This is a genomic window from Blastococcus sp. SYSU DS0539, assembly GCF_054050855.1.
This window is the reverse complement of the sequence record NZ_JBJHAF010000003.1, coordinates 1-24,920: the sequence shown is the minus strand read 5'-3', so window position 1 is coordinate 24,920 and position 24,920 is coordinate 1. Positions and strand designations below refer to the sequence as shown.

25 protein-coding genes are annotated in these 24,920 nt (G+C 73.3%); 10 read left to right on the top strand and 15 right to left on the bottom strand.

Features of this window, described 5'->3' with window-relative positions; translation table 11 throughout:
- Positions 1 to 4: 4 nt before the first annotated feature.
- From disA to ACI790_RS04430, 4 genes are all read right to left on the bottom strand, one after another.
- Entirely contained in the window at positions 5 to 1,090 is a 1,086-nt protein-coding gene (gene disA, locus ACI790_RS04445; protein ID WP_456568582.1) for a DNA integrity scanning diadenylate cyclase DisA, read from the bottom strand.
- Between the two features lie 118 nt (positions 1,091 to 1,208).
- On the bottom strand, positions 1,209 to 2,576 hold the full coding sequence (gene radA / locus ACI790_RS04440; RefSeq protein WP_456568581.1) for a DNA repair protein RadA: 1,368 nt from the start codon (positions 2,574 to 2,576) through the stop codon (positions 1,209 to 1,211).
- Between the two features lie 100 nt (positions 2,577 to 2,676).
- The gene (locus ACI790_RS04435) at positions 2,677 to 3,312 is read right to left on the bottom strand and encodes a copper chaperone PCu(A)C (protein WP_456568580.1); all 636 of its coding nucleotides are present in this window, start codon (positions 3,310 to 3,312) and stop codon (positions 2,677 to 2,679) included.
- 144 nt (positions 3,313 to 3,456) lie between these two features.
- Positions 3,457 to 4,284: a UbiA family prenyltransferase gene (locus tag ACI790_RS04430; protein ID WP_456568579.1), complete on the bottom strand. Its 828-nt coding sequence runs from the start codon at positions 4,282 to 4,284 to the stop codon at positions 3,457 to 3,459.
- A 154-nt stretch (positions 4,285 to 4,438) separates the two neighbouring features.
- Between ACI790_RS04430 and ACI790_RS04425 the strand changes: the two genes are divergently transcribed.
- Genes ACI790_RS04425 through rlmB form a run of 5 tightly spaced genes read left to right on the top strand, consistent with a single transcriptional unit; the run spans position 4,439 to position 8,552 of the window.
- The gene (locus ACI790_RS04425; protein WP_456568578.1) at positions 4,439 to 4,921 is read left to right on the top strand and encodes a CarD family transcriptional regulator; all 483 of its coding nucleotides are present in this window, start codon (positions 4,439 to 4,441) and stop codon (positions 4,919 to 4,921) included.
- Positions 4,922 to 4,959: 38 nt separating this feature from the next.
- The gene (gene ispD, locus ACI790_RS04420; RefSeq protein ID WP_456568577.1) at positions 4,960 to 5,649 is read left to right on the top strand and encodes a 2-C-methyl-D-erythritol 4-phosphate cytidylyltransferase; all 690 of its coding nucleotides are present in this window, start codon (positions 4,960 to 4,962) and stop codon (positions 5,647 to 5,649) included.
- A complete protein-coding gene (gene ispF, locus ACI790_RS04415) occupies positions 5,646 to 6,158 on the top strand; it encodes a 2-C-methyl-D-erythritol 2,4-cyclodiphosphate synthase (protein WP_456568576.1) in 513 nt (170 codons plus the stop codon). Before ispD ends, ispF begins: the two co-directional genes overlap by 4 nt.
- A gap of 25 nt (positions 6,159 to 6,183) precedes the next feature.
- Positions 6,184 to 7,590, top strand: a complete 1,407-nt coding sequence (gene cysS / locus ACI790_RS04410; RefSeq protein ID WP_456568575.1) for a cysteine--tRNA ligase — start codon at positions 6,184 to 6,186, stop codon at positions 7,588 to 7,590.
- Positions 7,572 to 8,552 carry a 23S rRNA (guanosine(2251)-2'-O)-methyltransferase RlmB gene (gene rlmB, locus ACI790_RS04405; protein WP_456568574.1) on the top strand — a complete coding sequence of 327 codons (981 nt, stop codon included), beginning with the start codon at positions 7,572 to 7,574 and terminating at the stop codon, positions 8,550 to 8,552. Before cysS ends, rlmB begins: the two co-directional genes overlap by 19 nt.
- Before the next feature lie 3 nt (positions 8,553 to 8,555).
- On the opposite strand, the gene ACI790_RS04400 is transcribed toward rlmB, so the two are convergent.
- The 3 genes from ACI790_RS04400 to ACI790_RS04390 form a co-directional block, all read right to left on the bottom strand.
- Positions 8,556 to 9,836, bottom strand: a complete 1,281-nt coding sequence (locus tag ACI790_RS04400) for a DUF445 domain-containing protein (protein WP_456568573.1) — start codon at positions 9,834 to 9,836, stop codon at positions 8,556 to 8,558.
- A gap of 42 nt (positions 9,837 to 9,878) precedes the next feature.
- Positions 9,879 to 11,147, bottom strand: a complete 1,269-nt coding sequence (locus ACI790_RS04395) for a S1C family serine protease (protein ID WP_456568572.1) — start codon at positions 11,145 to 11,147, stop codon at positions 9,879 to 9,881.
- A 109-nt stretch (positions 11,148 to 11,256) separates the two neighbouring features.
- On the bottom strand, positions 11,257 to 12,030 hold the full coding sequence (locus ACI790_RS04390; RefSeq protein ID WP_456568571.1) for an ABC transporter permease: 774 nt from the start codon (positions 12,028 to 12,030) through the stop codon (positions 11,257 to 11,259).
- 153 nt (positions 12,031 to 12,183) lie between these two features.
- On the opposite strand from ACI790_RS04390, the gene ACI790_RS04385 reads away from it, so the two are divergent.
- The 4 genes from ACI790_RS04385 (at position 12,184) to ACI790_RS04370 (ending at position 16,388) form a co-directional block, all read left to right on the top strand.
- Positions 12,184 to 12,864: a hypothetical protein gene (locus ACI790_RS04385; RefSeq protein WP_456568570.1), complete on the top strand. Its 681-nt coding sequence runs from the start codon at positions 12,184 to 12,186 to the stop codon at positions 12,862 to 12,864.
- 355 nt (positions 12,865 to 13,219) lie between these two features.
- Positions 13,220 to 13,717: a hypothetical protein gene (locus ACI790_RS04380; RefSeq protein WP_456568569.1), complete on the top strand. Its 498-nt coding sequence runs from the start codon at positions 13,220 to 13,222 to the stop codon at positions 13,715 to 13,717.
- A 544-nt stretch (positions 13,718 to 14,261) separates the two neighbouring features.
- Positions 14,262 to 15,503, top strand: a complete 1,242-nt coding sequence (locus ACI790_RS04375) for a DUF6994 family protein (RefSeq protein ID WP_456568568.1) — start codon at positions 14,262 to 14,264, stop codon at positions 15,501 to 15,503.
- A gap of 660 nt (positions 15,504 to 16,163) precedes the next feature.
- On the top strand, positions 16,164 to 16,388 hold the full coding sequence (locus ACI790_RS04370; protein ID WP_456568567.1) for a hypothetical protein: 225 nt from the start codon (positions 16,164 to 16,166) through the stop codon (positions 16,386 to 16,388).
- Between the two features lie 239 nt (positions 16,389 to 16,627).
- On the opposite strand, the gene ACI790_RS04365 is transcribed toward ACI790_RS04370, so the two are convergent.
- The 8 genes from ACI790_RS04365 to ACI790_RS04330 all read right to left on the bottom strand — a co-directional run bounded on the left by ACI790_RS04365 (position 16,628) and on the right by ACI790_RS04330 (position 24,061).
- Positions 16,628 to 17,215, bottom strand: coding sequence for a hypothetical protein (locus ACI790_RS04365; RefSeq protein WP_456568566.1), 588 nt, complete (start codon positions 17,213 to 17,215; stop codon positions 16,628 to 16,630).
- 51 nt (positions 17,216 to 17,266) lie between these two features.
- Complete coding sequence (locus tag ACI790_RS04360; protein WP_456568565.1) at positions 17,267 to 17,569, bottom strand: hypothetical protein; 303 nt, start codon at positions 17,567 to 17,569, stop codon at positions 17,267 to 17,269.
- 205 nt (positions 17,570 to 17,774) lie between these two features.
- Positions 17,775 to 18,830 carry a hypothetical protein gene (locus ACI790_RS04355; protein ID WP_456568564.1) on the bottom strand — a complete coding sequence of 352 codons (1,056 nt, stop codon included), beginning with the start codon at positions 18,828 to 18,830 and terminating at the stop codon, positions 17,775 to 17,777.
- Positions 18,831 to 18,912: 82 nt separating this feature from the next.
- Positions 18,913 to 20,679 (bottom strand): hypothetical protein, encoded by a 1,767-nt coding sequence (locus tag ACI790_RS04350; RefSeq protein WP_456568563.1) that lies wholly within the window; start codon positions 20,677 to 20,679, stop codon positions 18,913 to 18,915.
- Between the two features lie 147 nt (positions 20,680 to 20,826).
- Entirely contained in the window at positions 20,827 to 21,153 is a 327-nt protein-coding gene (locus tag ACI790_RS04345; RefSeq protein WP_456568562.1) for a hypothetical protein, read from the bottom strand.
- A gap of 106 nt (positions 21,154 to 21,259) precedes the next feature.
- Positions 21,260 to 21,628: a hypothetical protein gene (locus ACI790_RS04340; RefSeq protein WP_456568561.1), complete on the bottom strand. Its 369-nt coding sequence runs from the start codon at positions 21,626 to 21,628 to the stop codon at positions 21,260 to 21,262.
- Between the two features lie 28 nt (positions 21,629 to 21,656).
- The gene (locus ACI790_RS04335; RefSeq protein ID WP_456568560.1) at positions 21,657 to 23,117 is read right to left on the bottom strand and encodes a hypothetical protein; all 1,461 of its coding nucleotides are present in this window, start codon (positions 23,115 to 23,117) and stop codon (positions 21,657 to 21,659) included.
- Positions 23,114 to 24,061: a tyrosine-type recombinase/integrase gene (locus ACI790_RS04330; RefSeq protein ID WP_456568559.1), complete on the bottom strand. Its 948-nt coding sequence runs from the start codon at positions 24,059 to 24,061 to the stop codon at positions 23,114 to 23,116. Before ACI790_RS04330 ends, ACI790_RS04335 begins: the two co-directional genes overlap by 4 nt.
- 175 nt (positions 24,062 to 24,236) lie before the next feature.
- Between ACI790_RS04330 and ACI790_RS04325 the strand changes: the two genes are divergently transcribed.
- Positions 24,237 to 24,794, top strand: coding sequence for a hypothetical protein (locus ACI790_RS04325; RefSeq protein WP_456568558.1), 558 nt, complete (start codon positions 24,237 to 24,239; stop codon positions 24,792 to 24,794).
- Positions 24,795 to 24,920: the final 126 nt, after the last annotated feature.

Sequence of the window (24,920 nt, the reverse complement as noted above, 5' to 3'; positions counted from 1 at the left end):
GCGGTCAGCTGTAGCGGTCGAGGATCGAGGTCTCGGCCAGCCGGGACAGACCCTCGCGGATGCCGCGGGCGCGGGCCTCCCCGACGCCCTCCACGGCCAGCAGGTCCTCGATGGTGGCAGCGAGCAGCTTCTGCAGGCCGCCGAAGTGGTCCACGAGCCGGTCGATGATGCCGGCGGGCAGCCGGGGCACCCGGGCCAGCAGGCGGTAGCCGCGCGGGCTGACGGGGGAGTCGAGCGCGTCCGGAGACGTGGGCAGCCCGTAGCACCGGGCGACGGCGGAGAGGTCGAGCAGCTCGGTCGCCGTCAGCGCGCGCAGGTCGGTGAGCACCTGGTCGATGGTGCGGGGACGGCGGCCGGTGGGCGGCAGGTAGTCGCGCACCAGGAGACCGCGGTCCTCCTCCACGCCGGCGAGCATCTCGTCCAGCTGGAGGGCGAGCAGCCGCCCGTCGGTGCCGAGCTCGACGACGAAGCCCTCGATCTCGTCGGCGATCCGGCGGACCATCTCCAGCCGCTGGCTGACGCTCATCGCGTCGCGGACCGTGACGAGGTCCTCGATCTCCAGCGCCGAGAGGGTGCTGGCCACCTCGTCCAGGCGCAGCTTGTAGCGCTCCAGCGCCGCCAGGGCCTGGTTGGCGCGGGCCAGGATCGTGGTCGGGTGCTCGAGGGTGTAGCGGCGGCCGGCGACGTAGACGCTGATGATGTGCATCGACTGGCTCACCGAGATCACCGGGAAGCCGGTCTGGATGGCCACCCGCTCGGCCGTGCGGTGCCGGGTGCCCGACTCCTCGGTGGGAACGGTCGGGTCGGGCATCAGGTGCACGCCCGCGCGCACGATGCGGGTGCCGTCGTACGAGACGATCACCGCGCCGTCCATCTTCGCCAGCTCGCGCAGCCGGGTGGCCGACAGCGCGACGTCCAGGGCGAAACCGCCGGTGCAGAGCGACTCGACCACGCGGTCGTAGCCGAGCACGATCAGCGCGCCGGTGCGACCGGCCAGGATGCGCTCGAGACCGTCGCGCAGCGCCGTGCCAGGGGCGATGCGGCCGAGGAGTTCGCGCAGGGCGACCTCGGGGTCCACAGCGGCGGGCACGAGCGCTCCTGACGGTCGAGTGGTGCGGCGGCTGAGTCTACGTGCCCAGCGGAGGGCACGGGCATGCTCGGGGGATGGCCCCACCGGTGGGGCACCTCGGATACGAGACCCTACGGGCTCAGAACAGCCGGTGGAAGGCGGCCCCCAGATCGGGGACCTCGACCAGCCGCATCCCCGCGGGGGCGGAGCCGGCGTCCGGGGGGACCAGAGCCACCCGGTATCCCTGCCGGGCGGCCTCGGCCAGCCGGCGTCCGGTGCCACCCACCCGGCGGATCTCGCCGGAGAGGCCGACCTCCCCGAGCGCCACCATGCCGGCCGGGAGCGGGGCGTCCTTCGCCGCGGAGGCGATCGCCAGGGCCAGTGCCAGGTCGGCCGCCGGCTCGGCGATCCGCACGCCCCCGACCGAGGCCGCGAAGACGTCGGCGTCGGCGAGCTTCACCCGCCCCCGCCGCTCCACCACGGCGTTGACCATGGCCACCCGCTGGGAGTCCAGCCCGCTGACCGCGCGGCGCGGGGAACCGCCGCCGCCCGTGCTCGCCACGAGGGCCTGCACCTCGGCGAGCAGCGGCCGGCTGCCCTCCAGGGTCACGGTGACGCAGCTGCCGGGGACCGGGTCCGCCCGCCGGGACACGAAGAGGGCCGAGGGGTCGGGGACGCCGACGACGCCGGCGTCGCCGATCTCGAAGCAGCCGATCTCGTCGGCGGGACCGAACCGGTTCTTGGTGGCCCGCACCATGCGCAACGTGGAGTGCCGCTCGCCGTCGAAGGAGATGACGACGTCGACGAGGTGCTCGAGGGTGCGCGGGCCGGCGATCGCGCCGTCCTTGGTCACGTGGCCGACGAGGATCGTGGTCATGCCGCGGGTCTTCGCCACACCCGTCAGCGCCGAGGCGACGGCGCGGACCTGGGTGGAGCCGCCGTCGGTGCCCTCGACGGCGGGGGAGCGGACGGTCTGGACGCTGTCGAGCACCAGCAGCGAAGGGTTGACCGCCTCCACGTGGGCGAGCACCGCGGACAGCTCGGTCTCCGCGGCCAGGTAGAGCTGGTCGTGCAGGGCGCCGATCCGCTCGGCCCGCAGCCGGACCTGCCCGGCGGACTCCTCGCCGGAGACGACCAGGGCCGGGCCGTTGGCGGCCGCGACGCGATGCGCGACCTCCAGCAGCAAGGTGGACTTGCCCACGCCGGGCTCGCCGGCGACGAGCAGGACGGCGCCCGGGACCAGGCCGCCGCCGAGCACGCGGTCGAACTCCGCGATGCCGGTGGGAACGGCGCGGGCGCCGGCGAGCTCGACCTGGGCGATCGGCCGGGCGGGTGCGCTGACCTGGCCGGCGGAGACGGCGCGGAGGCCGGTCGCCGGGGCGCCGGTCTCCTGCAGGGTGCCCCAGGCCTGGCACTCGGGGCAGCGGCCGACCCACTTGGCCGAGGCGTAGCCGCACTCGGTGCAGCGGTGGGCTGGGCGAGCGGACTTCACTCCGGGGGCGGGCACGCCGTGGACGCTAACCGCCGGTTCCGACAGTTCTCCGGAGAACGCGCGACGGCGGCTCCCCAGGGGGAGCCGCCGTCGACGGGTGGAGCAGGTGGAGCCGTCAGTTCTCGGGGTTCCCGCCGCCGGCGACCTCGTTGTCGTCGCGGTTGGCGGCGTCGCCACTCTCGCCGCCGCCCTCCTCCTCGTGGTGGAAGTCGAAGGACTCGTCCCGCTCGAGGACCTCGTCCGGGGTCGCCACCGGGGCGCTCACGGGGACCTCCCCGGCGTTCTCGAAGGTGAGGACCAGCTCGACGCGCTGACCGGTGGTCAGCGCCTCGTCCAGGTCGGTGAGCGTGATCTGGGGGCCGTCCTCGGTGCCGACGAACACCGGCGAACCGGCCGGGATGTCCAGCTCGTCGGACCCGCCCGCGGACCCGGCGGAGCCGGTGTCGTCGGCGGGCGTGATGACGGCGTCGCCGAAACCCTCGCCGGTGATCCCGGTCAGCGTGTCGTCCTCCTGGCTGCCGTTCACGATGGCCATCCGCACGGTGGCGTCGCCGCCGGCCTCGTAGGCGCCGTCCTCGGGGTAGGCGAGCGTGACGGCGCGCAGCGTGATGTCGCCGACCTGGGCCATCGCGCCCACCTTGTCGCGCTCCTGGGTGGCCGTCTGCGTCACCTGGCCGGCGCTGCACGCGGAGAGCGCGAGCGGGGAAAGGAGCAGAACGCCCATCGTGGCGGCGCGCAGAGCGCGGTTCACAGCCGTCGACCTCCAGCAGGACCGTGCCGGCCACCGGGGATCGGTGGCGCGGAGACGTCCGGAGCCTATCGGTCGCCTCTGCGCCCCGCCCGCAGGGACAGGTCGGCGCGCGTCCCGCATCCCGGGTCCGGCCGCGCCGGGGTGTCAGGCCAGGGTCGCCCCGCCGCTGAGGAGCAGGACCACGTCCAGGACGGTCAGCAGCATCACGGCCGGAAAGGCCAGCCTGCGGAAGCGCGCCGCGCCGCCCGACAGGGCGGCGACGGCGGCGGCCGGCACGGTCAGCGCGAGAGCGGCCCAGCCGGCCGCCGTCGGGGCGCCGGGCGGGCCGAGCACGAGCACCAGCGACGCGCCCGCGAGCAGCAGTGCCCCGATGACGGCCGACACCCGTGGCCCCAGCCGGTGCGGAAGCCCCCGGACGCCGGTGGCCAGGTCGTCCTCCAGGTCGGGCGCGACGTTCGCGAGGTGCGCCGCGGCGCCCAGGGCGGCGCCCGCGGTGACCAGCCACCACGGGGCGGCGGCGTCGCCGGGCGCGGCGGCGACCACCCCGGCGGGCAGCGCGCCGAAGCCGACGACGTAGCCGGCTCCGGACCACACCGTGCGCTTGAGGCCGGCGTTGTAAGCCCAGCCGCTGGCCACCAGGAGCAGCAGCAGCAGGCCGGGCACGACGCCGAGGAGGAGGGAGAGGACGACGGCGGCCCCGGCCGCGAGCAGGGCCGCGCCGCGCAGCACGCGGGGGGTCAGGGCGCCCTGCACGACCGGCTTGTCCGCGCGGGCCACGGCCCGGTCGCGGTCGGCGTCGAGCCAGTCGTTGCTCCAGCCGATCGAGGCCTGACCTGCGAGAACGGCGGCGCAGAGCAGGGCGGCCCGGCCCGCCGGGACGTCCGCCGCGACCGCCAGGAGGGTGGCCACGACGGTGACCGCGACCGCCGGGCCGGGGTGGGTCGCGAGGGCCAGTGCGCGAGCGGTCGCCATCGGCCGCGACGCCTCCGCAGGCACATCGAGCACGCTCTGTCAACCCCTCTGAGCCCTCGAGTCAGGCCCCTGACCTGCATATTTACTGCCCGGGCCAGATCCGTAGATCAGTGTGCCGTGCTAACCTTGGGGAAGCGAAAGGGGTCACATCCACATGGGCTTCACTGTCGGCGAGACCGTTGTCTACCCGCACCATGGCGCGGCGCTCATCGAGGCGATCGAGCAGCGCACCATCAAGGGTGTCGAGAAGTCGTACCTCGTGCTGAAGGTCGCCCAGGGCGACCTGACCGTGCGCGTGCCGGCCGACAACGCGGAGATCGTCGGCGTCCGCGACGTCGTCGGTCAGGAGGGCCTCAACCGGGTCTTCGAGGTCCTGCGGGCGCCCCACACCGAGGAGCCGACCAACTGGTCGCGTCGGTACAAGGCCAACCTGGAGAAGCTCGCCTCGGGCGATGTCAACAAGGTCGCCGAGGTCGTCCGCGACCTCTGGCGTCGCGACAAGGACCGCGGCCTGTCCGCGGGCGAGAAGCGGATGCTGTCCAAGGCCCGCCAGATCCTGGTGAGCGAGCTCGCGCTCGCCGAGGGCACCAACGAGGACAAGGCCGAGATCCTGCTCGACGAGGTCCTCGCCAGCTGAGCGTCCCGCGCCACCCCAGAACGAACCGAACCGCTCCCGTGCACGCTGCCGCCATCGTCGCAGCGGCCGGGAGCGGTTCGCGTCTGGGCGCCGAGCAGGGTGGGCGGGCGATACCGAAGGCGCTGGTCCCGCTCGCCGGGCGGCCGCTGGTCGCCTGGGCGGTGGAAGGCCTGTTGGCCGGCGGCGTCGCCGAGGTGGTCGTCACCGTGCCGACCGCCGAGCGGGCCGCCTTCGCGGCCGCGCTTCCCGGAACGGTCCGGCTGGTGGACGGGGGGAGCACCCGCACCGCGTCGGTCCGGGCCGGGCTGGCCGCCCTGACCGGTCCCGGACGTCCCGCGCCCGACGTGGTCCTGGTCCACGACGCCGCGCGCCCGCTGACCCCACCCGAGGCCGTCGCCCGGGTCCTCGGTGCCCTGGCCGAAGGCGCGCCGGCGGTCGTGCCGGTGCTCCCCGTCGTCGACACCACGGTCGTGGTCGACGACGACGGCGTGGTCGTCGAGGCGGTGCCCCGCTCCCCGCTACGCCGGGTGCAGACGCCGCAGGGCTTCGACCGGGCCATCCTGGTCGGCGCGTACGCGGCGCTGGACGACGACGTCGAGCTCACCGACGACGCCGCCGTCGTCCGGGCCGCCGGGGTTCCGGTGCGCACCGTCGCCGGCGACGAGCGGTCCGCCAAGATCACCGTTCCGCACGACCTCCTCGTCGCGGAGATGCAGGTGCGCCGATGACCGTCCCCGAGCTGCCGCGCGTCGGCATCGGCACCGACGTCCACCCCATCGAGCCGGGCCGGCCGTGCTGGCTGGCCGGGCTGGAGTGGCCGGGCGCCGACGGCTGCGCCGGGCACTCGGACGGCGACGTCGTGGCGCACGCTCTCACCGACGCCGTCCTCTCCGCCGCCGGGCTCGGTGACATCGGCGGGCTGCTCGGCACCGACGATCCCCGCTGGGCCGGCGCGCGTGGCGCCGACGTCCTCGCGCACGTCCGCGAGGTGCTGGCCGCGGCCGGCTGGCGGGTGGGCAACGCCTCGGTGCAACTGGTCTCCACGACCCCCAAGCTCGGGCCGCGGCGCGGGGAGGCCGAGGCGGTGCTCACCGCGGCCCTCGGCGCCCCGGTGAGCGTGACCGCCACCACCACCGACGGGCTCGGTCTCACCGGCCGGGGCGAGGGGCGGGCCGCGGTGGCCACCGCTCTCGTGGTCGGGGCGGGGGAGACGAGGGTGCAGGCACGACAGCCCTGACCGGGGCGTCCGTAGACTCGGCGCAGTGAGCCTCCGCCTCTTCGACACCGCCGCCCGTGCGGTCCGGGACTTCGTGCCCCTGCGTCCGGGAGCGGCATCGGTCTACGTCTGCGGGCTCACCGTCCAGGGCCCCCCGCACGTGGGCCACGTGCGCGCCGCCCTCGCCTTCGACGTCCTGCGCCGCTGGCTGAGCGCGCAGGGGCTCGACGTCACCTACGTCCGGAACGTCACCGACATCGACGACAAGATCCTGGCCAAGGCCGACGCGAACGGCGTCCCCTGGTGGGCGTGGGCGTACCAGAACGAGCGGGCCTGCACCCGCGCCTACGACGTCCTCGGGGTCCTGCCGCCGACCTACGAGCCGCGGGCGACCGGGCACATCACCGACATGGTCGGGTTGGTGGCCCGGCTGATCGAGCGCGGCCACGCCTACGCCGTCGACGGCGACGTCTACTTCGACGTCCGCTCCTTCCCCGAGTACGGCGCCCTGACCGGGCAGAAGCTCCCCGACCTGCAGCCCGCGGCCGACACCGAGACCGACGAGCGCAAGCGCGACCCACGCGACTTCGCGCTGTGGAAGGCCGCCAAGCCCGGTGAGCCGGAGACCGCCTCGTGGCCCACGCCGTGGGGCCGCGGCCGGCCCGGCTGGCACCTCGAGTGCTCGGCGATGGCCGAGCGCTACCTCGGCGCGGAGTTCGACATCCACGGCGGCGGGCTGGACCTGCGCTTCCCCCACCACGAGAACGAGCAGGCGCAGTCCCGCGCCGCCGGTGACGGGTTCGCGCAGTACTGGCTGCACAACGGCTGGGTGACCCTCGGCGGCGAGAAGATGAGCAAGTCGCTGGGCAACACCGCCCTGGTCGACGAGGTCGTGCAGCGGGTGCGCCCGGTGGAGCTGCGGTACTACCTGGTGGCGCCGCACTACCGCTCGACCATCGAGTTCACCGACGCCGCGCTGGGGGAGGCCGCGTCGGCCTACCGGCGGATCGAGTCGTTCGTGAAGCGCGCGGCGGAGCGGGTGGGCGCGGACGCCGGGGCGCCGGTGTTCTGCGCCGACTTCAGCACCGCGCTCGACGACGACCTGGGCACCCCGGCCGCCGTGGCCGCGATCCACGAGGCGGTGCGGGAGGGCAACACCGCGCTCGCCGACGGGAACGACGCCGTCGTGGCCGGCACGCTCGGATCGGTGCGCGCCATGCTCGGCGTGCTGGGCCTGGACCCGATGGACCCGCACTGGGCCGCCACCAGTGCCGGTGACCAGCAGCTGACCCGGGCGACCGACGGACTGGTCGCCCTCGCCATCGAGCAGCGCCAGGCCGCTAGGGCACGCAAGGACTTCGCGGCGGCGGACGCGATCCGCGACCAGCTCGCCGCCCTCGGCGTCTCCGTCGAGGACACCCCCCAGGGACCCCGATGGGAGCTGACCCACTGATGGCCGGCAACAGCCAGCGCCGCGGCCGCAGCGACGGGGCGGGCAAGAAGCGCGCCACCGCCGGCACCGGCGGCAAGAACCGCCGCTCGCTCGCCGGCCGGGGCGCCACCCCACCGGCCGAGGCGCGCCCCGGCCACCCGGCCCAGCGCCGGGCGGCCGCCGACGCGAAGGCCCGGGCCGACCGGGCCCGTGCCCGCCAGCGCGCCGAGGAGTCACCGGAGCTGCTGCTCGGCCGCAACCCGGTCGTCGAGGCGCTGCGCGCGCAGATCCCCGCCACGGCGCTGTACGTCGTCACCGGCGACACCACACGCGGCGGCACCGACGAGCGGATCGCCGAGGCGCTCGCGCTGGCGGCCGACCGTGGTCTGCCGCTGCTCGAGGTGGGCAAGGGCGAGTTCGACCGGATGTCCCAGGGCGCGCTGCACCAGGGCATCGGCCTGCAGGTCCCGCCGTACGACTACGCGCACCCCGAGGACCTGCTGGACATCGCGCGGAACTCCGGTCGCCCGCCGCTGGTGGTGGCGCTGGACGGCGTGACCGACCCGCGCAACCTGGGCGCCGTGGTGCGTTCGGCGGCGGCGTTCGGCGCGCACGGGGTCGTCGTGCCGCAGCGCCGCGCCGTCGGCATGACGGCGTCGGCCTGGCGCACCAGCGCGGGGGCTGCGGCCCGGCTCCGGGTGGCCCGCGCGGTGAACCTCCCGCGGGCGCTGGCCGGTTACCAGGACGCCGGGCTGCAGACGGTCGGCCTGGCCGGCGACGGCGACGTCGACCTGCACGACTACGACGGCTTCGCCGACCCGGTGGCGCTGGTCGTCGGCGCAGAGGGCACCGGGCTGTCGCGGCTGGTCCGGGAGAAGTGCGACGTCGTCGTGCGTATCCCGATCGACCGCGACACCGAGTCGCTCAACGTCAGCGTCGCCGCGGGCATCGCGCTGTACCAGGCGGCGGCCGCCCGCCGGTGACGATCAGCCGAGGAGCTGCGCCACGCTGTAGATGACCAGGCCGGCGAGGCCGCCGACGACGGTGCCGTTGACCCGGATCCACTGCAGGTCGCGGCCCACCTGGAGCTCGATCCGGCGGCTGGTCTCGTCGGTGTCCCAGCGGGCGACGGTGCTGCTGACCAGCTCGGCCAGGTCGCCGGAGAACCGCTCGACCAGGTAGCCCGCGATGCCGTGCGCGTGCCGCTGCACCAACTCGCGCACCGTCGGGTCGGTGCGGAGCAGCGTGGCGCCGTCGAGGATCAGCGCCGTGAGCCGGGTCCGCAGCTCCGAGTCGGGGTCGGCGGCGGCCAGGAGCACTGCGTTCTTGGCCTGGGTCCACAGCGAGCCGGACCACGTGCGGACGGCCGGGTGCTCGAGGACCTCCTTCTTCAGCTCCTCGACGCGCGCGGCGGTCGCGGGATCGGTGCGCAGCGCGTGGACGTAGGCGCGCAGCCGGGCGTCGTAGGACCGCCGCAGCTCGTGCCGCGGGTCGGCGCCCACCTCGTCGAAGAAGCCCTGGAGGCCGGCGAAGACGCGGTCGAAGACCCGGTCGTCCACCCAGTCGGGCACCCAGGCCGGAGAGGCGTCGCCCAGCTGCGCCCGGAACACCAGCCGGTTCTCGTGCAGGAAGCGGGCCATCAGGCGCAGCGCGGCCGAGAGCACCTCCTGGTGCCGGTCGCCGTCGACGACCAGCTCCAGGACCCGGGCCAGGGCCGGCGCCGCCGGGGTCTCGTGCAGCTTGCGGTCCACCAGGCCGGCGACGGCCGGCTCGAGGTCCTCGTCGCGCAGGAGCTCGGTCAGCGCCGTGACGGCGGCGGCGGCGTCCCCGGCCAGCCGCTCGGCCCGCCCCGGTGCGCCGAGGAGCCCACCCAGGCGGCCGGGGACGTCGATGGTGGTGAGCTTCTCCTCGACCACGGCGCGGGTCAGGAAGTTCTCCCGGACGAAGGTGCCCAGGCTCTCGCCGATCTGGTCCTTCTTGCGCGGGATGATCGCGGTGTGCGGGATCGGCAGCCGCAGCGGGTGCCGGAACAGGGCGGTGACGGCGAACCAGTCGGCGAGCGCGCCGACCATGGAGGCCTCCGCGGTCGCGCGCACGTAGCCGACCCAGGCGCCGGCGTCCTCGCCGATCAGCACGCAGGCGAGGAACACTGCGGCGGCGACCAGGAACAACCCGGTCGCCAGCCGCTTCATCCGGGCCAGGTCACGGGCCCGGGCCGGGTCGTCGAGCGACTGGGCCAGGGGCGCGGTCAGTCGGGGTGCGGCCACCCGGCCCAGCCTAGGGACCGGGCCGCGGGTGGCCGCCGGGTGTCAGCTGGTCCGGCCCAGGGTGACGTCGACCGTGCGGGTGTCCGAGCCGCGGCGGACGGTCAGCTCGACCGTCTCCCCGGGCGCCTGGCTGCGGATCGCCGCGGTCAGCTCCGTGGACGTGGTGACCGGGCGCTGGCCGACGGCGGTGACGACGTCCCCGACCCGCAGCCCGGCTTCCTCGGCGGCGCTGCCCGGCTCGACGATCACCACCTCCGCACCCGTGCCGACCTCGCGGTTCTGGTCGTCGGCGGCCGTGGTGGCGGTCACCCCGAGGAAGGCCCGGCTGGCGGCGCCGGTCCGGATGATCTCCTGGGCGACCCGCTGCGCGGTGTTGCCCGGGATGGCGAAGCCGACGCCGATGTTGCCGCTCTGCGACTGCCCGCCCGGCAGGCCCGACGCGACGGTGGCGATCGCGGTGTTGATGCCGATGACCTCACCGGCGCCGTCGACCAGCGCGCCGCCGGAGTTGCCCGGGTTGATCGCCGCGTCGGTCTGGATGGCGTCCAGCACGGTCGCGTCGTCCTGCGTCGAGCCGGTGGCCACGGCGCGGCCGGTCGCGCTGATGATGCCGTCGGTCACCGTGTTCGACAGGCCCAGCGGGGCGCCGATGGCGACGGCGACGTCGCCGATCTGCACGTCGTCGGAGTCGGCGAAGGTGGCGGGGACGAGGTCCTCGGCGTCGGCCAGGCGCAGCACGGCGAGGTCGAACGCCGCGTCGGTGCCCACGATCTCGGCGTCGTAGAGCGTGCCGTCGGCGGTGCGTACCTGCACCGTGCCGGAGCCCCCGCCGGTGACGACGTGGTTGTTGGTCAGCACGTAGCCGTCGGCGGTGAGGATGACGCCGGAGCCGCTGCCCGCGGCGGTGCCGGTGGCCACGTAGACGGTCACCACGCTCGGCGCGGCCTTGGCCGCGGCTGCGGTGGCGGTGGTCGCCCGCTCCGGGTTCTCGTTCGTCACGCTCTGCGCGGAGGCCGAGGAGCCCGGGGTGGCGGCCGGCTCGTCGAGCAGCGCGGTGACGCCGGCGCCGGCGCCGCCACCGATGAGCGCGCCGGCGACCAGGCCCACGAGCCCGATGCGCAGCCGGCCGCCACGCCGGGGGCCCGGCTGCTCGGCAGGCGGTGCCACGGGCGAGGGCAGGCCGCCGTAGCCCGGGTAGGTCGGGGGCGCCATCGGCTGCGGGGTCGTCGGCTGGGGCGTCGCCGGCTGCTGCGGTGGCTGCCAGGCGAACGGCCGGCCCGCGCCGGGGTACTGGTGCTGGTGCTCGCTCACTGGTGCGGTCCTCTCCTCGCAGCCGTCCGGCTGCTGCATCGGTACCCACTGTCCGACTCCCCGCTGGTGCAACGCTGGAGGGACGCTGTGAGCTTCCTGGGTGCGGGCCTCAGCGGGGGACCGGCAGCAGCCGGCCGCGCGCGACCAGCTCGGTGACCGCCCACACGGCCAGCACCTCGGCGGCCAGCAGCCCGATCAGCACCAGCAGCTGCGCGGCGCCGGCCTCCAGCGGGCTGCCACCACCCAGCAGCACGCCGACGAAGGCGCCCGGCAGCGTGACCAGCCCCACGGTGCGCGTCTGGTCCAGGGGCGGCACGAGCGCGGTGCCGGCGACCGGCCGGGCGACCAGGAGGACGGCGTCGCGCGGCAGCAGCCCGACGGCGAGCGCCGCCTCGACCTCGCCGTGCCGCTGGGCCAGCTCCTCCCGCAGCCGCCGGCCGGCCAGCGAGGTGGCGGTCATCGCGCCGCCGACGAGGATGCCGGCGATCGGGATGACCGCCTCCCCGCGCAGCGGCACGGTGCCGCTGGCCAGGACCAGGGCGACGACGGGCGCGGCGCCGCCGGCGACCGGGAGCGCGGTGGCGGCCAGCCGGGGGAGCGCCCCGGCGGAGCGCAGCGGCAGGTCGGTGGTCCGGCCGCTGGCCGTGACGGTCGCGACGGCGACCATGAGCAGCACGAACCCGGCGGAGAGCCACAGCGACTCCACGACGACGAGCAGCAGCGCCGAGACGACGGCGAGCTGCGCCGTGGCGCGCCCGGCGGCGACCAGCACCGCGCGGTCCTCGCCGAGACCCGACAGCCGGCCGCTGACGGCGGCCACCGCGGTCAGGACGACGAGGACGACGCCGAGCCGGAGGTCGACGTCGACCACGGAGGAACCCACGACCGCCGATCCTGCCGGGTGATCCCGCCGCACCAACCGGTGGGTGATCGATTCGGTGCTGCGTGTGCATCCGGCCCGTAGCGGGGTAGTGGCGGGTGCGTCGAGGGGCGGTGCCCGTCGTCGCCCTCGTTCCATCGCGCCGTGGAGACTGCCGTGCCCATCCGTGGTCCCTTCCTCCGGTTCCTCATCGGTCTCGGCCTGGCGTGCGCCGCCGTGGTGGCGGTCGTCGGGGGCATCGCCCTGCGCGGCCCCGGGCTGGTCGCCGTCTGCGTCTCCGGCGCACTCGCCGGGTGCGTGGCCGCGGGGGTGGCGCGCGAGGACCCGGCGCCCGCACGCCGCTCCGCCGTCGAGGCCGCCGGCCAGGCCGCGGCGGTGACGATCGGGGCGCTGCTGGTCGTCAGCGGCACGGCCGTGCTGGCCGGCGGTGCGGCGGCACTGCTGCTCGCCGGTGCCGGCGTGGCCGCCTGGGCCGCGGCGCGCTGGGCCCGCGATCGCCGGGCGGCCGCAGCCCGGCCGGCGACCGCCGCCGGCATCCACGCCGTCGCCGGGGGATGGGCACCGCCGGCCTCCGCGGCCGTCACCGGGCTGCCCACCACCGCGCTGGGCGAGGAGTGGCTCCGCACCGCGACCGAACTGCGGGGTCCGCTCGCCCCCGCCGCGCGGCAGCGCATCGTGACCCGGCGGGCCCAGGTGCTCGACGAGCTGGAGCGCCGCGACCCGGCCGGGTTCGCCCGCTGGATCGCCGCCGGCCCGCTGCACGGCGGCGACCCGGCCGGCTTCGTGCGCAGGGAGCCGCCGCGTGCCGACCCCAGCAGCGAGACCGAAGCCGCCTGACCTCTCCCCAGGCCCCGCCGCCGGCCTGTGTCACCGGAACGACGGAGACGGATGCCCCGGAGTGCTGCCCCGCGCTGTCCCTATCCTTGGGCCGGGGCCTGGAGCTCATGTCCCGCCGGCGTGGGGTATGGGAACAACTCAGGTGACCTGCGCTTTCTTGAGGCCCGCCGCCCGACGCCCTGAGCAGTCCTGGGACGCGCCACGGTCGGCGGTGGAACGCGGATCCATGTGATGTGGAACGCCGGCCGCACTCTGCTTGGGCGACGTCGGCGTGCGGCTGGATGCAGGCCACACGTCCGGGCGACTGCGTGGCCGACGAGTTCCGAGGCCGCTGCAGCTCGGCCAAGATCTCGTCGTGGTGATCGCGATCGCGGCAGCGGTGCTCGTACTGGTGGGCATCCCGCTGGTCGCGTGGTGGGCCGGTGGTCGTCAGTCGTGGCGACGCTCACGGTCGGCGGCGGACGCGTACGTCCCCCTGGAGATGAAGCGTCGTCACCAGCTTCAGCGGAGTGAAGTGCCGGTGGTGGAGCGTGCTGCCACCTGGGGCCGTGAGTTGCAGGATGACCGCCTGCGGGCGGCCGTTGTGGAGCTGGCTGAGCGACAGACAGGACCGGGAGGGGGACGCCGGCTGCTCCCGCTGTGGCTGGTCGTGCTCTACGCCACCTTCGGTGCAGTCCTGGTCGTCTTCCTCGTGTTCTCGGCCGCCGACGGGCGCTGGCTCTGGGGCAACTGGCTCAACCTCGTCGTCTTGGGTGGCTACGGGGTCGTGGGATGGCGCTGGCAAACGGGACCAGGACGAGCCGTACGCCTCAACAGTCGCCCGCGTTCGCCTTCGCGGCACGGCGGTCGCTGATCACGCCGGCGGTCCGCTTGCGCTCCGCCGGCCGAAGGGGGGCGTCAGCCCCGCGAACCGATGATCCGACCGGCTCGCATGACGGTGTAGGGCATGCAGGTTCCTCGCTCGCTCTCGGCTGATCACCTGCCACGCCAGTTCGCAGAACCACCGCAGGTCGCCGGTCCGGTCGTGAGAAGCGGGAGTTCCCTCGACGCCGGCTGACTCTCCTTGAGCGGCTGGACATCGACGGTCCGGTGCGTCGGCTGCCCTCTTGGCAGCAGCTCGAAGCCGACATCGAGACAGCCGTCAACAGCATCCTGTCGCGCTAGACGCCTACGTCAGGCCGATTGACGCAACCACGGCGCGTCGGACGGTGATCGGCGGCTCTACGGAAGGCGAGCTGGACGGTCACCGCCCGCTGGGCTCCGCTCCGACGAACTGAACAGAGATGAACGCAGCCGTGCGAGGTGAGACCGGCCCGCTGCTCCCACCGGCGCCCGAGAGGAGGTGATGTGCCGCGCCGGTGCGGTGGAGGGCCGCGTGTCGGCGATACGGTCCCGCGGTGACCGAGGGTGGGCAGCCGGCGCGGTTCCGCGAGCCGGCCGCCCTGCCGTGGCGCGATCCCGTCTTCGTCGTCTGTCCGCGGTGTGGCAGCCGTGCGACGGCGAAGGAGACTGGGCGCAGCACCGCTCTACTGCTGTGCCTGAACTGCACGCTGACGCGGGAGTGGGCGGGGGACCGATTGCATGTCCGGGTCGGCGGTCGGCCGGTCATGCTGCGGCGGGACCACGAGTACTGGCAGAACCCGGACACCGGGCGGTACCTGAAGTACGACGAGTACGAGCTCGCTGAGGGGCAGGACGACCCAGTCCCGTTGTCGCATGCCGTCGCTAGCGTGCGGCCCATGCCAACAGCTCTGTTCCCGCATCACCACTGGGCCGATGCCGACGGCCTGGCCGCCCCGGACCCGCAGCTGGCGGCGACCGGCTACTTTCGCAACGACCCTGACAGCGACAGCCGGAACCTGCAGCGCTGGCATCAGCAGTTGTGGAACAGAAGGCTGGCGGACGGCACCGGTCTCGAGCTCACGTCCCCGCGCCGGGGGGTCCTCCTGACGGACGGCGGCATCGCCCTCACCAGCGACGCTGCTGTGCCCGCCTGGGAGCACTGGTCCCAGGTCCAAGCCCTCAAGCCTGAGACGGACGAGCTCGTCCGAGCACGAGGTCGCGGCAGCATCCACCAACTCGGCTGGCGGCTGTACGACATGGGCTGCTTCCTTCTGTTCCCCGGCCTTCAGATCGGACGTCAGCACACGATCAACCAAGCCAGGGGCTGGACGCCCGCCATCGCGGACCGGCTGGATCTGACCTTGGAATGCATCCGGCGCTACTACGACGAGCTCCCCGAGGCCTCGGCCCCCGAGTTGCCGGCGGGCTACGAGCTCACCAACCCGCTAGGTCCCGTGCTGCACCGCTACCGGACGTTCTTCGACGTCTTCGGCTCCTTCGACAACTACGTCGCGTTCTGGATGCTGGAGGACCTCGTGACCGACGAACCAGGCGGGCCGCAGGTGCGCTTCCTGATGCCTCGCGACGAGTCGGGGCCCTACGACTTTCAGCGCGAATCTGGCCTGCCTCGCACCGCCGACGCCTACAGCGAGTACCTGATCGCCGCCGACGACTTCGTCCAGGCCCGCAACCGCCGACTGGCCGCGTATGCGGCGACGATCACCCGGCTGGCCGACCCGATCTGCCAGGCGTGCCTGGACACTTCGGACGGTGTCCATCAGCGCTGGACGCTCTGACCACTAGGGCCTGGCTGACCAGCGAGTAGTGCCGGTTCCTGGTGGCCGTCGGCAGCCGATCTCCTCCTCAAGCTGCTCGCACCCGCCCCGGTGTGCTTGCCATGAAGGCCCTGACGGTGAAGGCCGTGCCGGGTGTGGGGGAGGGGCCGACCTCGATGACGTGACCCCCGATGTCGTTCGGAGGTCCCGCGAGACGTGGGTGGAAGGTGGCCGTGTCTGGCAGGCTCCTGCGGAGCGACCGGCCGGCTGGGACGCGGACGATGCGCTCGGCGCCCTGCCTACGAAATGGCGGGACCTCTGACCGTGTGGCGACCGTCCGCCATGAAGTGAGCCGGCGTGCGGGCTCGCCGGCCACACTCCGCCGTCGAGTTGTCCCCTGCGTAGTACCTATGCTCGTACCGGGGCTTGTTCCCATGCCTCGCCGGCGTGGCGTATGGGAACAACTCCGGTGACCTGCGCTTTCGCGCCTGCCGCTAGCGGCGCCCTGCTCAACGTCGGGACGTGGTTCGGGCGATCGTGGAACGCGGGTGAGCGCCACCTGGAACGCCGACGGGGCATTCCGTGCCGACTCCAGCGGGTGCTGCGGATCGTTGCGTCAAGGCGACCTCGAGGGCAGCCATCGGGGTGCGGAGCATGATCGCGATGCCCTACGGTCGGAACATGTCCAGGTCCTGGCTGCGTCCCTTCGGGACGTTCGACCTGCTCTTCTGGACCGTCGTTCTGTGCATCTCGCTCGTCGTCGGAGTGCAGTCGCTCGGCAACGGCGACGGGTGGAAGTTGTTCATGTCCACGATGCTGGTCCTCACGTCAGGGGTCTGGCTCGTCCGGATCTTCTGGGCGCGACGAGAACATCGGCGGCAGGAGGACCACCGCCCGTTGACCTAGCTCGGGCCCGGCCTGTCGGCGGTCTCTGCCTTCTCGTCCGGGCGACCGCGTGCACCATGTGTTCGAACGCCGACGGGGCAGGGCCAAGATTTCGTCCTGGTCATGGGTGGCTACGGAGTCGTGGGGTGGCGCTGGCAGACGGGGGCCGGGATGAGCCGGTCCGCGCTCGCCTTGGCGGCGCGGAGGTCCCTGAGCGCGCAGGGGCGGTCTGCTCGCGACCCGGTGGTCGTATCGGTGCGTCAGCCCGGCGCACCGATGATCCGACCGGCTCGCATGGCGGTGTAGGCGTGCAGGTTCCTCGCGCGCTCCCGGCTGATGACCTGCCACGCGAGTACGCAGAACCACCGCAGGTCGCCGGTCCGGTCCAACACGGCGTCCACCGACTTGGTCTGATCACCGAGTCCCGCGGCCCGGGCGAGGATGAGGACCGCAGCGTCCCTGGCCGACGTCGGAGTCGCTTGCAGTGGCTGCACGAGCCGGCGCTCAGCAGTGCGGCCCCACGGATCGCGTGGGCGCCCGGTGTCGTAGCGGTATCGCCGGCGGAGGCGGCGTCGTCGACGGGCCCAGAGCCCGGTCGAGACGAGATCGTCGACGACGTCGACGAGTCCGATGGACCCCGTGAGGATCCACGCGTCCAGCGTCGTCTGCCCCGCTGTCAGCTGCTCGACCGTCTCATCCAGCAGGGCCCAGCCGGTGGGCTCCCGGTCCACATGGATGGCGTCGGGGCCGTTCTGCAGCTGTGACGAGCGGACGAGATCGGCTGCCAGTGCGGCACGGAAGCCGCAGTCGAGCAGGGGGTGCTCGATGAGGTTGCCTCGTTCGTCCACGCACGTGACCGCCAGTCCAGCGGTGATCGTGTCTGAGACCTCCACAGGTGCTCAGTGCTCCGCCGGTGAGCCGGGCGCCCGCCCTGGGCTGGTAAGGCCGTAGCGGCGCCGAGCCCAGGTGCGGAAGCCCAGGACGACGATCAGCAACAGAGCCACGTTGATGAGTCCAGCCTCCCAGCCCAACGTCAGGAGACCGATGAGGAACATGAGGCCGAGGAGCGGCAGTTCCTTCACGAGGGTCTGGCTGACCGACCCGCCGAAGCGGCGACGCACCCAAGCGGCGCTCTGCTGCTCGTCACGAGCCTTGCCGGCCTCGTACCGCTTCTGCCACGACTCGTTCTGCCCCGAGGACACCGACCAGCTCCCCTAACGGAACCTGAGTCCGACTCGGCTCCCCCCAACTGTTGATCGCTGGCCAGCCCGGACGGTCAGCTCGATCTTGGGAGCCGCAGGACCGCGTCGCAAACGGACGAAGGTCGCCGGTAGCCCATACGGTCCACGTCCGACTGCGAGGCACCGTGTTCGCTGGTGGCCAGAACGCGGGCGCTCGACAGGGCGTTCAGCGCTGTGCGGACGGCCGGGCGACCTTGCGGTGCAGGGTGAACGGGTCGATGCCGGCGATGTTGGCGCCGGTGATGAGGGTGGCGAAGCCGGTGACATGGCGGGCGGCGGCCCACAGCCGCAACGAGCCGGCGCTGAACCCCAGCTCGCGGCCCAGGTCGGCGATGCTGACGGCCTTGCGTACCTGCTGGTCGACGCCCGCGTGCGCGCTGCTGCTGTCGAGGGCCTGCTTCCCCGTGTAGAGGACCGAGGTCGCAGGGGCGACCCGCGAGGTCCTGCCGGGCTTGTCCTTCGCCTCGAGCTCGGTGTGCCAGTCCGTGATGACCTCGACCGCCCACGGGTCGAGGGAGACGATGCGGGCGTCGATGCGTGCCTCGTCGTCGTTGGTGGCGCTCGGGCTGCCGGCGAGGACGAGTTGCGGGACGTCGCCGGTCAGGTCCGCGTGCTCCCAGAGCACCTGCGGGGCCTCGGTGGTGGTCGCGGATGACGAGCAGATGGCGACGGCCGCGGCGGACAGGTGGACGGCACGGGAGGAGACAGCCAGGCGGGTAGCGAGCCGCACGACCAGCATCTCGTCGTGGGTGGCGGTGCGGACGGGGCCGCGGTCGTCGGTGCGAACCTGACCGGGCACGGGGTCGACGCCTGCAGCGGGGCTGAGGTCGTCGAACAGGCCGGCGTCGTACAGCGCGAGGTAGGCGCCGTGGACGACGTTCTTGCGCAGCCGGCACACGTCTCCGGCGCTGGGACCGGGGGCGTGGATGAACGAGGCGATGTCCTCGACAGCCACGTCGTGCCACGTGGTGGCGCCGGCGGCGATCGCGCTGGCTGTGAAGGCGGTGAGGACGCCGAACATTTCGCGGGTGGTGTCGGGGTCGGGGCTGACCTGCTGCCAGATGTCGGCGATCGCGGGCAGTGTCGCGGTGAGGTCGCCGGTCATCTCCGCTGCGACGTCAATCCGCTGGGCGGTCTCGGGGAGGAGCAGCGGCGGGATGGTCGGGTCGGTGCGGCGAAGAATGCGGCTGTAGTCGTACGAATCGGTGGTCTGGGCACGCACGAGGGGCTCCGAGGGTGAGGCACGTCTGGACGGACGCGGATCACCGTTCGGAGCCCCTGGGCGTTGGTCAGTCACATCGTTGTCAGGCGGCGACCTCGCTGTCGACGTGCGTGTCATCGGCCTGCGGGGCGGGGTGGGCGGGCAGCTGGGCCAGCGTGCGCGCGAGCTCGGCGGCCGCCTGCGGATACCGGTAGGCCAGGTGCGCCCAGGTCTCGGTGTTGTGCAGCAGGGCGGAGAAGACGAGGTCCAGCAGCTGCGCCTCCCGGCCCCAGCTGGCGTGCCGGTCCTTGACGTAGAAGCGCTTCTCCAGCCAGAAGAAGAAGCTCTCGACCTGGTTGCGCTTGCCGAAGGTCAGGGCGTACTTCTCGACCAGCGCCTCGGGGATGACCCGCACGTTGGCGATCATCGACCGCCAGGGCACCCGCCCGTCCTTGACCGGCTTGGTCCACCGCAGCTCGATGGTGGTGGCGAACTCGTCTCCGTGCGCGCAGGTGCGGGTGAGGGTGAGGAGCAGGTAGTAGTTGCCGTTGGCGTCGCGGCGTCGCTCCACGCTGGTCGGCTCAAGCATGCCGAGCTTGCGGACCCGACTGCCGTGAGTGACTGGGCGGTCGGTCTCGTAGACGGCGCCGTCGTCGGCGACCAGGTGGTGCTCGTGCGCGACGCCGTCGACCTCGTGGCAGACCGAACCCAGCGGGGTGTCGTAGCTGAGTTTGACCTGGTCCTTCTTCACCCCGTAGCGCCGGATGGTGGTGCCGGTGAGGTGGGCGTTGGCCGGGTCGGCCTTCGCCTCGGACTTGCCGCGGGCGCGGGCGTTCTGAGAGTTCACGACGTAGACGCCGGACTCGGCGACCAGGTCCTGGTACATGCCGGGCTTGCCGATGCCGTCGATCGTCAGCACCGGAAACGTGTGGCCGGCGCGGCGGTACAGGCCCCGCAGGACGCGCATGGCGACGGGGTCTTCGCCCTCGCCCGGGAGGCCGATGTCCAGGCCCAGGACGACGCGGGTGTAGGTGTCCAGGCCCTTCGTGGTGGCGACGACGTTGTACAGGCCCTTCTGCGCGCCGTGTTCCTTACCGCTGGCGTCGGTCACATCGTGGTGCACGCGCGGCTTGCCCTTCTTGGCGCGGCTGCCGGTGACCTGCGTGACCGGCTTGGCGTTCTTGTCGTGGACGACTTCACCGTTGCTGTCGACGACCTCCGCCTCGCGCACGTCGGACGGGGCGTTGAGCACGGTGCCGTCGATGGCGACGATGTCCCACACCGCAGGGTCGATGAGCTCTCGGGGGGCGTCGCCACCCTCGGCGGCCCGCACGGCCAGGGCCAGCGGGATGGAGATGTCGGTGAGCCGGCCGACGAGGTCCGGCAGCGGGCTGGGCTTGTCCTCGGGGAGGATCCGTCGCGTGCGCCACTTGCGGAAGCTGTAGCTGCCACCGGGGATCTCGCCGGTGGGCAGGGCATCGGGCAGCAGGATGCCGTGCTCGAACCAGAACTCCTTGCGGATGTCGGTCCACACCTGCGGCAGCTCCTGGTCGAGCTGCTCGTTGCTGGCCAGCTCGCGCATCGCGCAGCCGTAGAACACCCAGTACAGGTTGGGCAGTGGGGTGGGGCGGCCGCCGCGGGCCCGGGGCAGTGCGGCGGTGATCGCCGGCAGCAGCGGGCTGCGGATGATCGTGCGGAACACCACGAGGTTGGCGGTCGCACCGCCACGACCCTCCTTCTTCCGACGCGGGCCGGCCAGCGGTAGGTCGGTCAGTGCCGGCCGGTCGTCGATCAGGATCGGGGTCGCGGGGCTGTTGGCGGTGAACTGCGCCTTGTAGCCGCTGGCCGGGCGCTTCTTGGAGCGGTGCATCGGACGGTCCTTCGGACGTCGGGTTGGGACGTCCGGGGACCGTTCGAACGGGAAACCGCATCGGCAGTCGCCCTGGTGCGGCTGCGCGGCGGAACGGCGACGAGCCCCGGCGCAGGCCGGGGCTCGTCGAGTCGGAGGTTGGTGCGGTCAGGCCGCGGTGGGTGGTGCGGCCTCGTTGCGGACGACCGCCTGGGCCGCGGTGCGGCAGATCCGGCAGGTGTCGGTGCGCGGTGTGTCGGCATCGTGCAGCCGGTCGGCGTCGCGGCTGATCCAGTCGGCGTAGTGCTCCTGCCAGGTGGCGGGAGACTCGACGCGGATCAGCTCCTCGACGAGGTGGACGGCGCGGAACAGGACGTCGGCGCCGGGCAGGTCATGGCCGAGGTGTTCGACCGCGGCAGTGGCGAGCTCCTCGCGGTGGACGAGCAGCTGGCGGCGACGCAGCCGGTGGATGGAGTCGAGCTGCGGGTGGGTCATGTGGGCCTCCGTTGGACGGCGCAGGGACGGCGGGTTCGCCGGGTGCGCGGAGCGGTGTCCGCTCGATCCGGCACGGTTGCGGCGCCGTGCGGCGCCGCAAGGGGGATCAGTCCCAGCGGTTGGTGGTGCCGGTGGTGACGAGGTCGGTGAGCCGGCGGGCGGCCCGGTCGGCCTGGTTCTGGGCCCGCGCGGCCAGCGCGCCGTGTTCAGTCGCGCAGCGCAGGGCGGCGTCGAGATCGGCGGCGAGGTCGGCGCTGCAGTGCGGGCAGGCGAACGGGCTGGTGTCGAAGGCCAGCAGGAGCAGCAGGTAGCGCACCCGCGCCGACGCAGCCTCGGTGACCGCGGCAGGGCGGTGGTGCAGGCCGTGGACGGTGTCGCCGACGGTGGGGGAGAGCCGGTCGGCGAGCAGCTGCAGGACGGTGGCGTCGGGCAGGTCGAGGACCTGCTCGACAGTGCGGGGGGTGTGGGCGGACATGGGCACGTCCTTCCGTTGGGCCGGTCGCTCAGGCGGCGCGGCGCAGGGGCACCACGTCCGCGATTGCGGCGTGGTGGGCGGTGATGGCGTTGGTGAGCAGCCCGTAGCTGAGGAAGTCGAGGAGCTGCCGGCGGCCGCCGAGGCTTTGCGCGCGGTCGACCAGTAGCGTGCGCTTGAAGCCGCTGTTGTGGCTCTCGCTGTCGCTGCGCAGCGTGTAGACGTCGAAGTCCGGCTCGCCCTCGGCGATCAAGCGAACGGCGTCGGGACGGCCGACGTCCCCGGGGTGCTGCGGATGCGGGCTGACCCAGGCGAGGAACTCCCCGGCCGGACAGGGAACGGTGTAGCCGGCGGTGAAGTGGTAGTGCCCGTTCTTGCGCTTCGGTCGCTTCACCTGTCGCCGCACCAGGCGGGCGAGCACCACCGGGCCGCCCTCAGCGTCGAGGCCCACCTCGCTGACCGCACCGTCGACGGCGGCGAGGGTGTGCGTGCACGGCCCGCCGTCTGTGTCGTGCTGCCAGGTGCCCAGGGCGTACCAGCGGGGGTTGCCCTCAGCCGGGGTGGTGCGGCGCCGGCCGGGGGAGCGGGAGGTGGAGTGCACCTTGTTGATGACCACGACGCCGCAGGTGCTCATCAGGTCGTCGATGTGCTTGCCGCGCAGAGCGCCGTCGTAGACGACGGCCTGGATCCCGCCGCCGGCCACTGCGTGCACCCGCTTCAGCAGGTCGACGGCGGTGTCGGCCTCCGCGCCGGGCCGGGGGACCCGATCGACGGCCAGCACGATCCGCTGGTGTGGGCGGTCGCCGCGCACGTACAGGCCGACGAAGTTCTGCCCGTGCACCGGGCCGGTGTGGCCGTGGTGCTCGGCGCTGTCCGGGTCGTATCGCTTCCTCGGAGCGTCGATCGGGTTGCCCGCTGCGTCGAGGTAGACGGTGTGCGTGATGCCGTTGTCGTCCTTGACGCGCTTGGCGGCCGGCGGGCGGTACATAGGTGAGACGACGGTTCCGTCGCCGTAGACGACGCGGCTGCGGTCCGGATGGCACAGCGATCCGGGGCCGTCGGCGCGTAGCAGCCCGGCGTCCTGGGCCTGGGCGACGGCGAGCTCGGTGAACTCCTCGCACAGGTCCTCGAGGACGTCCTCGGCGGTGAACCGCCGGTTGCGGGCGTACCGGTAGGCGTCCCAGCCCGGCGCCCTCCGTGGCGGTGCGGCGATCTCCAGGTCCGGCCGCTGCCGGCGCAGCTGCTGGACGGTGTCGACGATGACCGACCACGTCGCCAGCTGGGCCAGCTCGATCTCCACGCGGGCGCCGGAGCGGAACACACGGGCCAGCAGTCCGTAGCCCAGGAGCAGGTACGGCGGGAAGTCCGCGGGCCGGCCCACCGGCCGCCGCTCGACCAGGGCGCCGAGCTGGTACAGCGCCGGCAGGCGGAAGACCGCCCGCACCTGCTCGATCGTCGTCAGCCCGGTGCTGCGGGCCCTGCGCCGGCTCATCGGGCGCCTCGCCAGTCCAGGCCGATGTGTGCGGCGGTGATGTCCAGGCTGCGGTGCCCCAGGACGCGGGCGACCTGCTCGATCCGTGCACCCCGGTCGTGGAGGCGCCGCCCGGCCCAGTGCCGCAGCGATGCCGGGCGCACGTCCGGCTCGGCGCCGAGGCCGGCGGCGGCCAGCACGTTGCGCAGTGCATTGCAGGCGGCGGCCTGCGCCTTCGCTCCACCCGGCGGCGCCGATCCGGCGTAGCACAGCAGCGTGTCGGTGGTCGCGCCGTTCTCCAGCAGGGTGGCAACCCGCCGATGCAGCACACGCCGTCCCCAGGCCGACAGCTCACCGCGCCGGGCATCGAGATCGCGAGTGCCAGGCAGCAGCACGGTGCTGGGCGGGTTCGGGTCGTCGAGGTCGCGGATGCGGAGCATCGTGACCTCGCTGGACAGCGCGGTCGCTTCACCGAGCGCCCAGGCCACCGCCCGCATCTGCGACCGGGCCCCGGCCCCCATCTGCGCACTGGCCCGACACAGCCCCACCTCGTCGTCGGTCAGCGGCCGAGCGATCAGCAGCCCGCGCGGCGGAAGGACCAGGTCGAGTGTGGGATCCGACGTGTGCAGACCCAGTGCGCGCAGCGTGCGGAACAGCGTGCGCAGTGCAGTGCGGCGCGCATGCCGCGTCGCCAGCTCAGGTGCCGCACCCTGCCGGGTGCGAGCCGACACGAACGCCGCGGCGTGTGCGGGGGACACCTCGGTGTAGGACGTGACGCCCTGCGCGTGCAGTCGCCGCGTGAACGCGGCGGTGGTCTCCAGCAGCCGTGCCAGCGAGCCATCGGTGTGTGTACCGACGGTGCGCCAGTGCGCGACCGCGCGGGCCAGTTCGTCGTCCAGCGTGCCGGCCGGATCCGGAACAGCCAGGTGCGGGCCGTTCGGGAGGCCGGTGATCCTGCGTGCCACAGATCGCCTCCGGACCGGGGCTCGAACGTCCCCGGACGGCGGGCAAGGTGCGGGCGCAGTACCCGGCTGCATTCACTTCCGCAGGTGCCACTGACCATTTCCGCGATGCCGTGAACACGCTGGCAGCGACCTAGTTCGCGGCGGTCGTGGAGCTGTTGCTCCGTAGGGTCCAGACGTGCGATTCACGCTCACCTATGACGGGCCGCTGCCCGGCAGCAAGCGCAATCCACGGTCCCTGCAGGCGATCCGCGATGCACTGCACCCGCAGTTGGTGGAGCTGTGGCAGCACGAGCCGCTGCGCGATCGGCACGATCTCCTGAAGCCTGCAGGGGCCACGGAGATCTCCGTGCTCGTCGAGCGAAGCGGGCAGTTCTATGCAGCCCTGGTGCACGACAACCTGCACCTGACCGCAGAACTCGATGTGCTCCTCCTTCGCCCCGAGTCGACAGCCGGGCCAATCGTGCGGGGTGACATCGACAACCGGCTGAAGACGTTGCTCGACGCACTCAGTGCACCTGCGCACGCGCAGCAAGTGCCAGCGGGCGCGCGACCAACGAGTGCGGACGACCCGCTGTACACGCTGCTGCAGGACGACCGGCTGATCACCCGCGTCACCGTGGAGACCGACCGGCTGCTCGCGCCCGTACCGGACCAGGACTGGAACAGCGTGGTCATGCGCGTGACGCTCAAGACGCGTCGCCTGATCTACGGCAACATGGACTTGGGCTCCTAGCGCGATCGGCACTGCGCCGCACTGCGGGCGCGATCGGCACTGCGCCGCACTGCGGGCGCGATCGGCACTGCGCCGCACTGCGGGCGCGATCGGCACTGCGCCGCACTGCGGGCGCGATCGGCACTG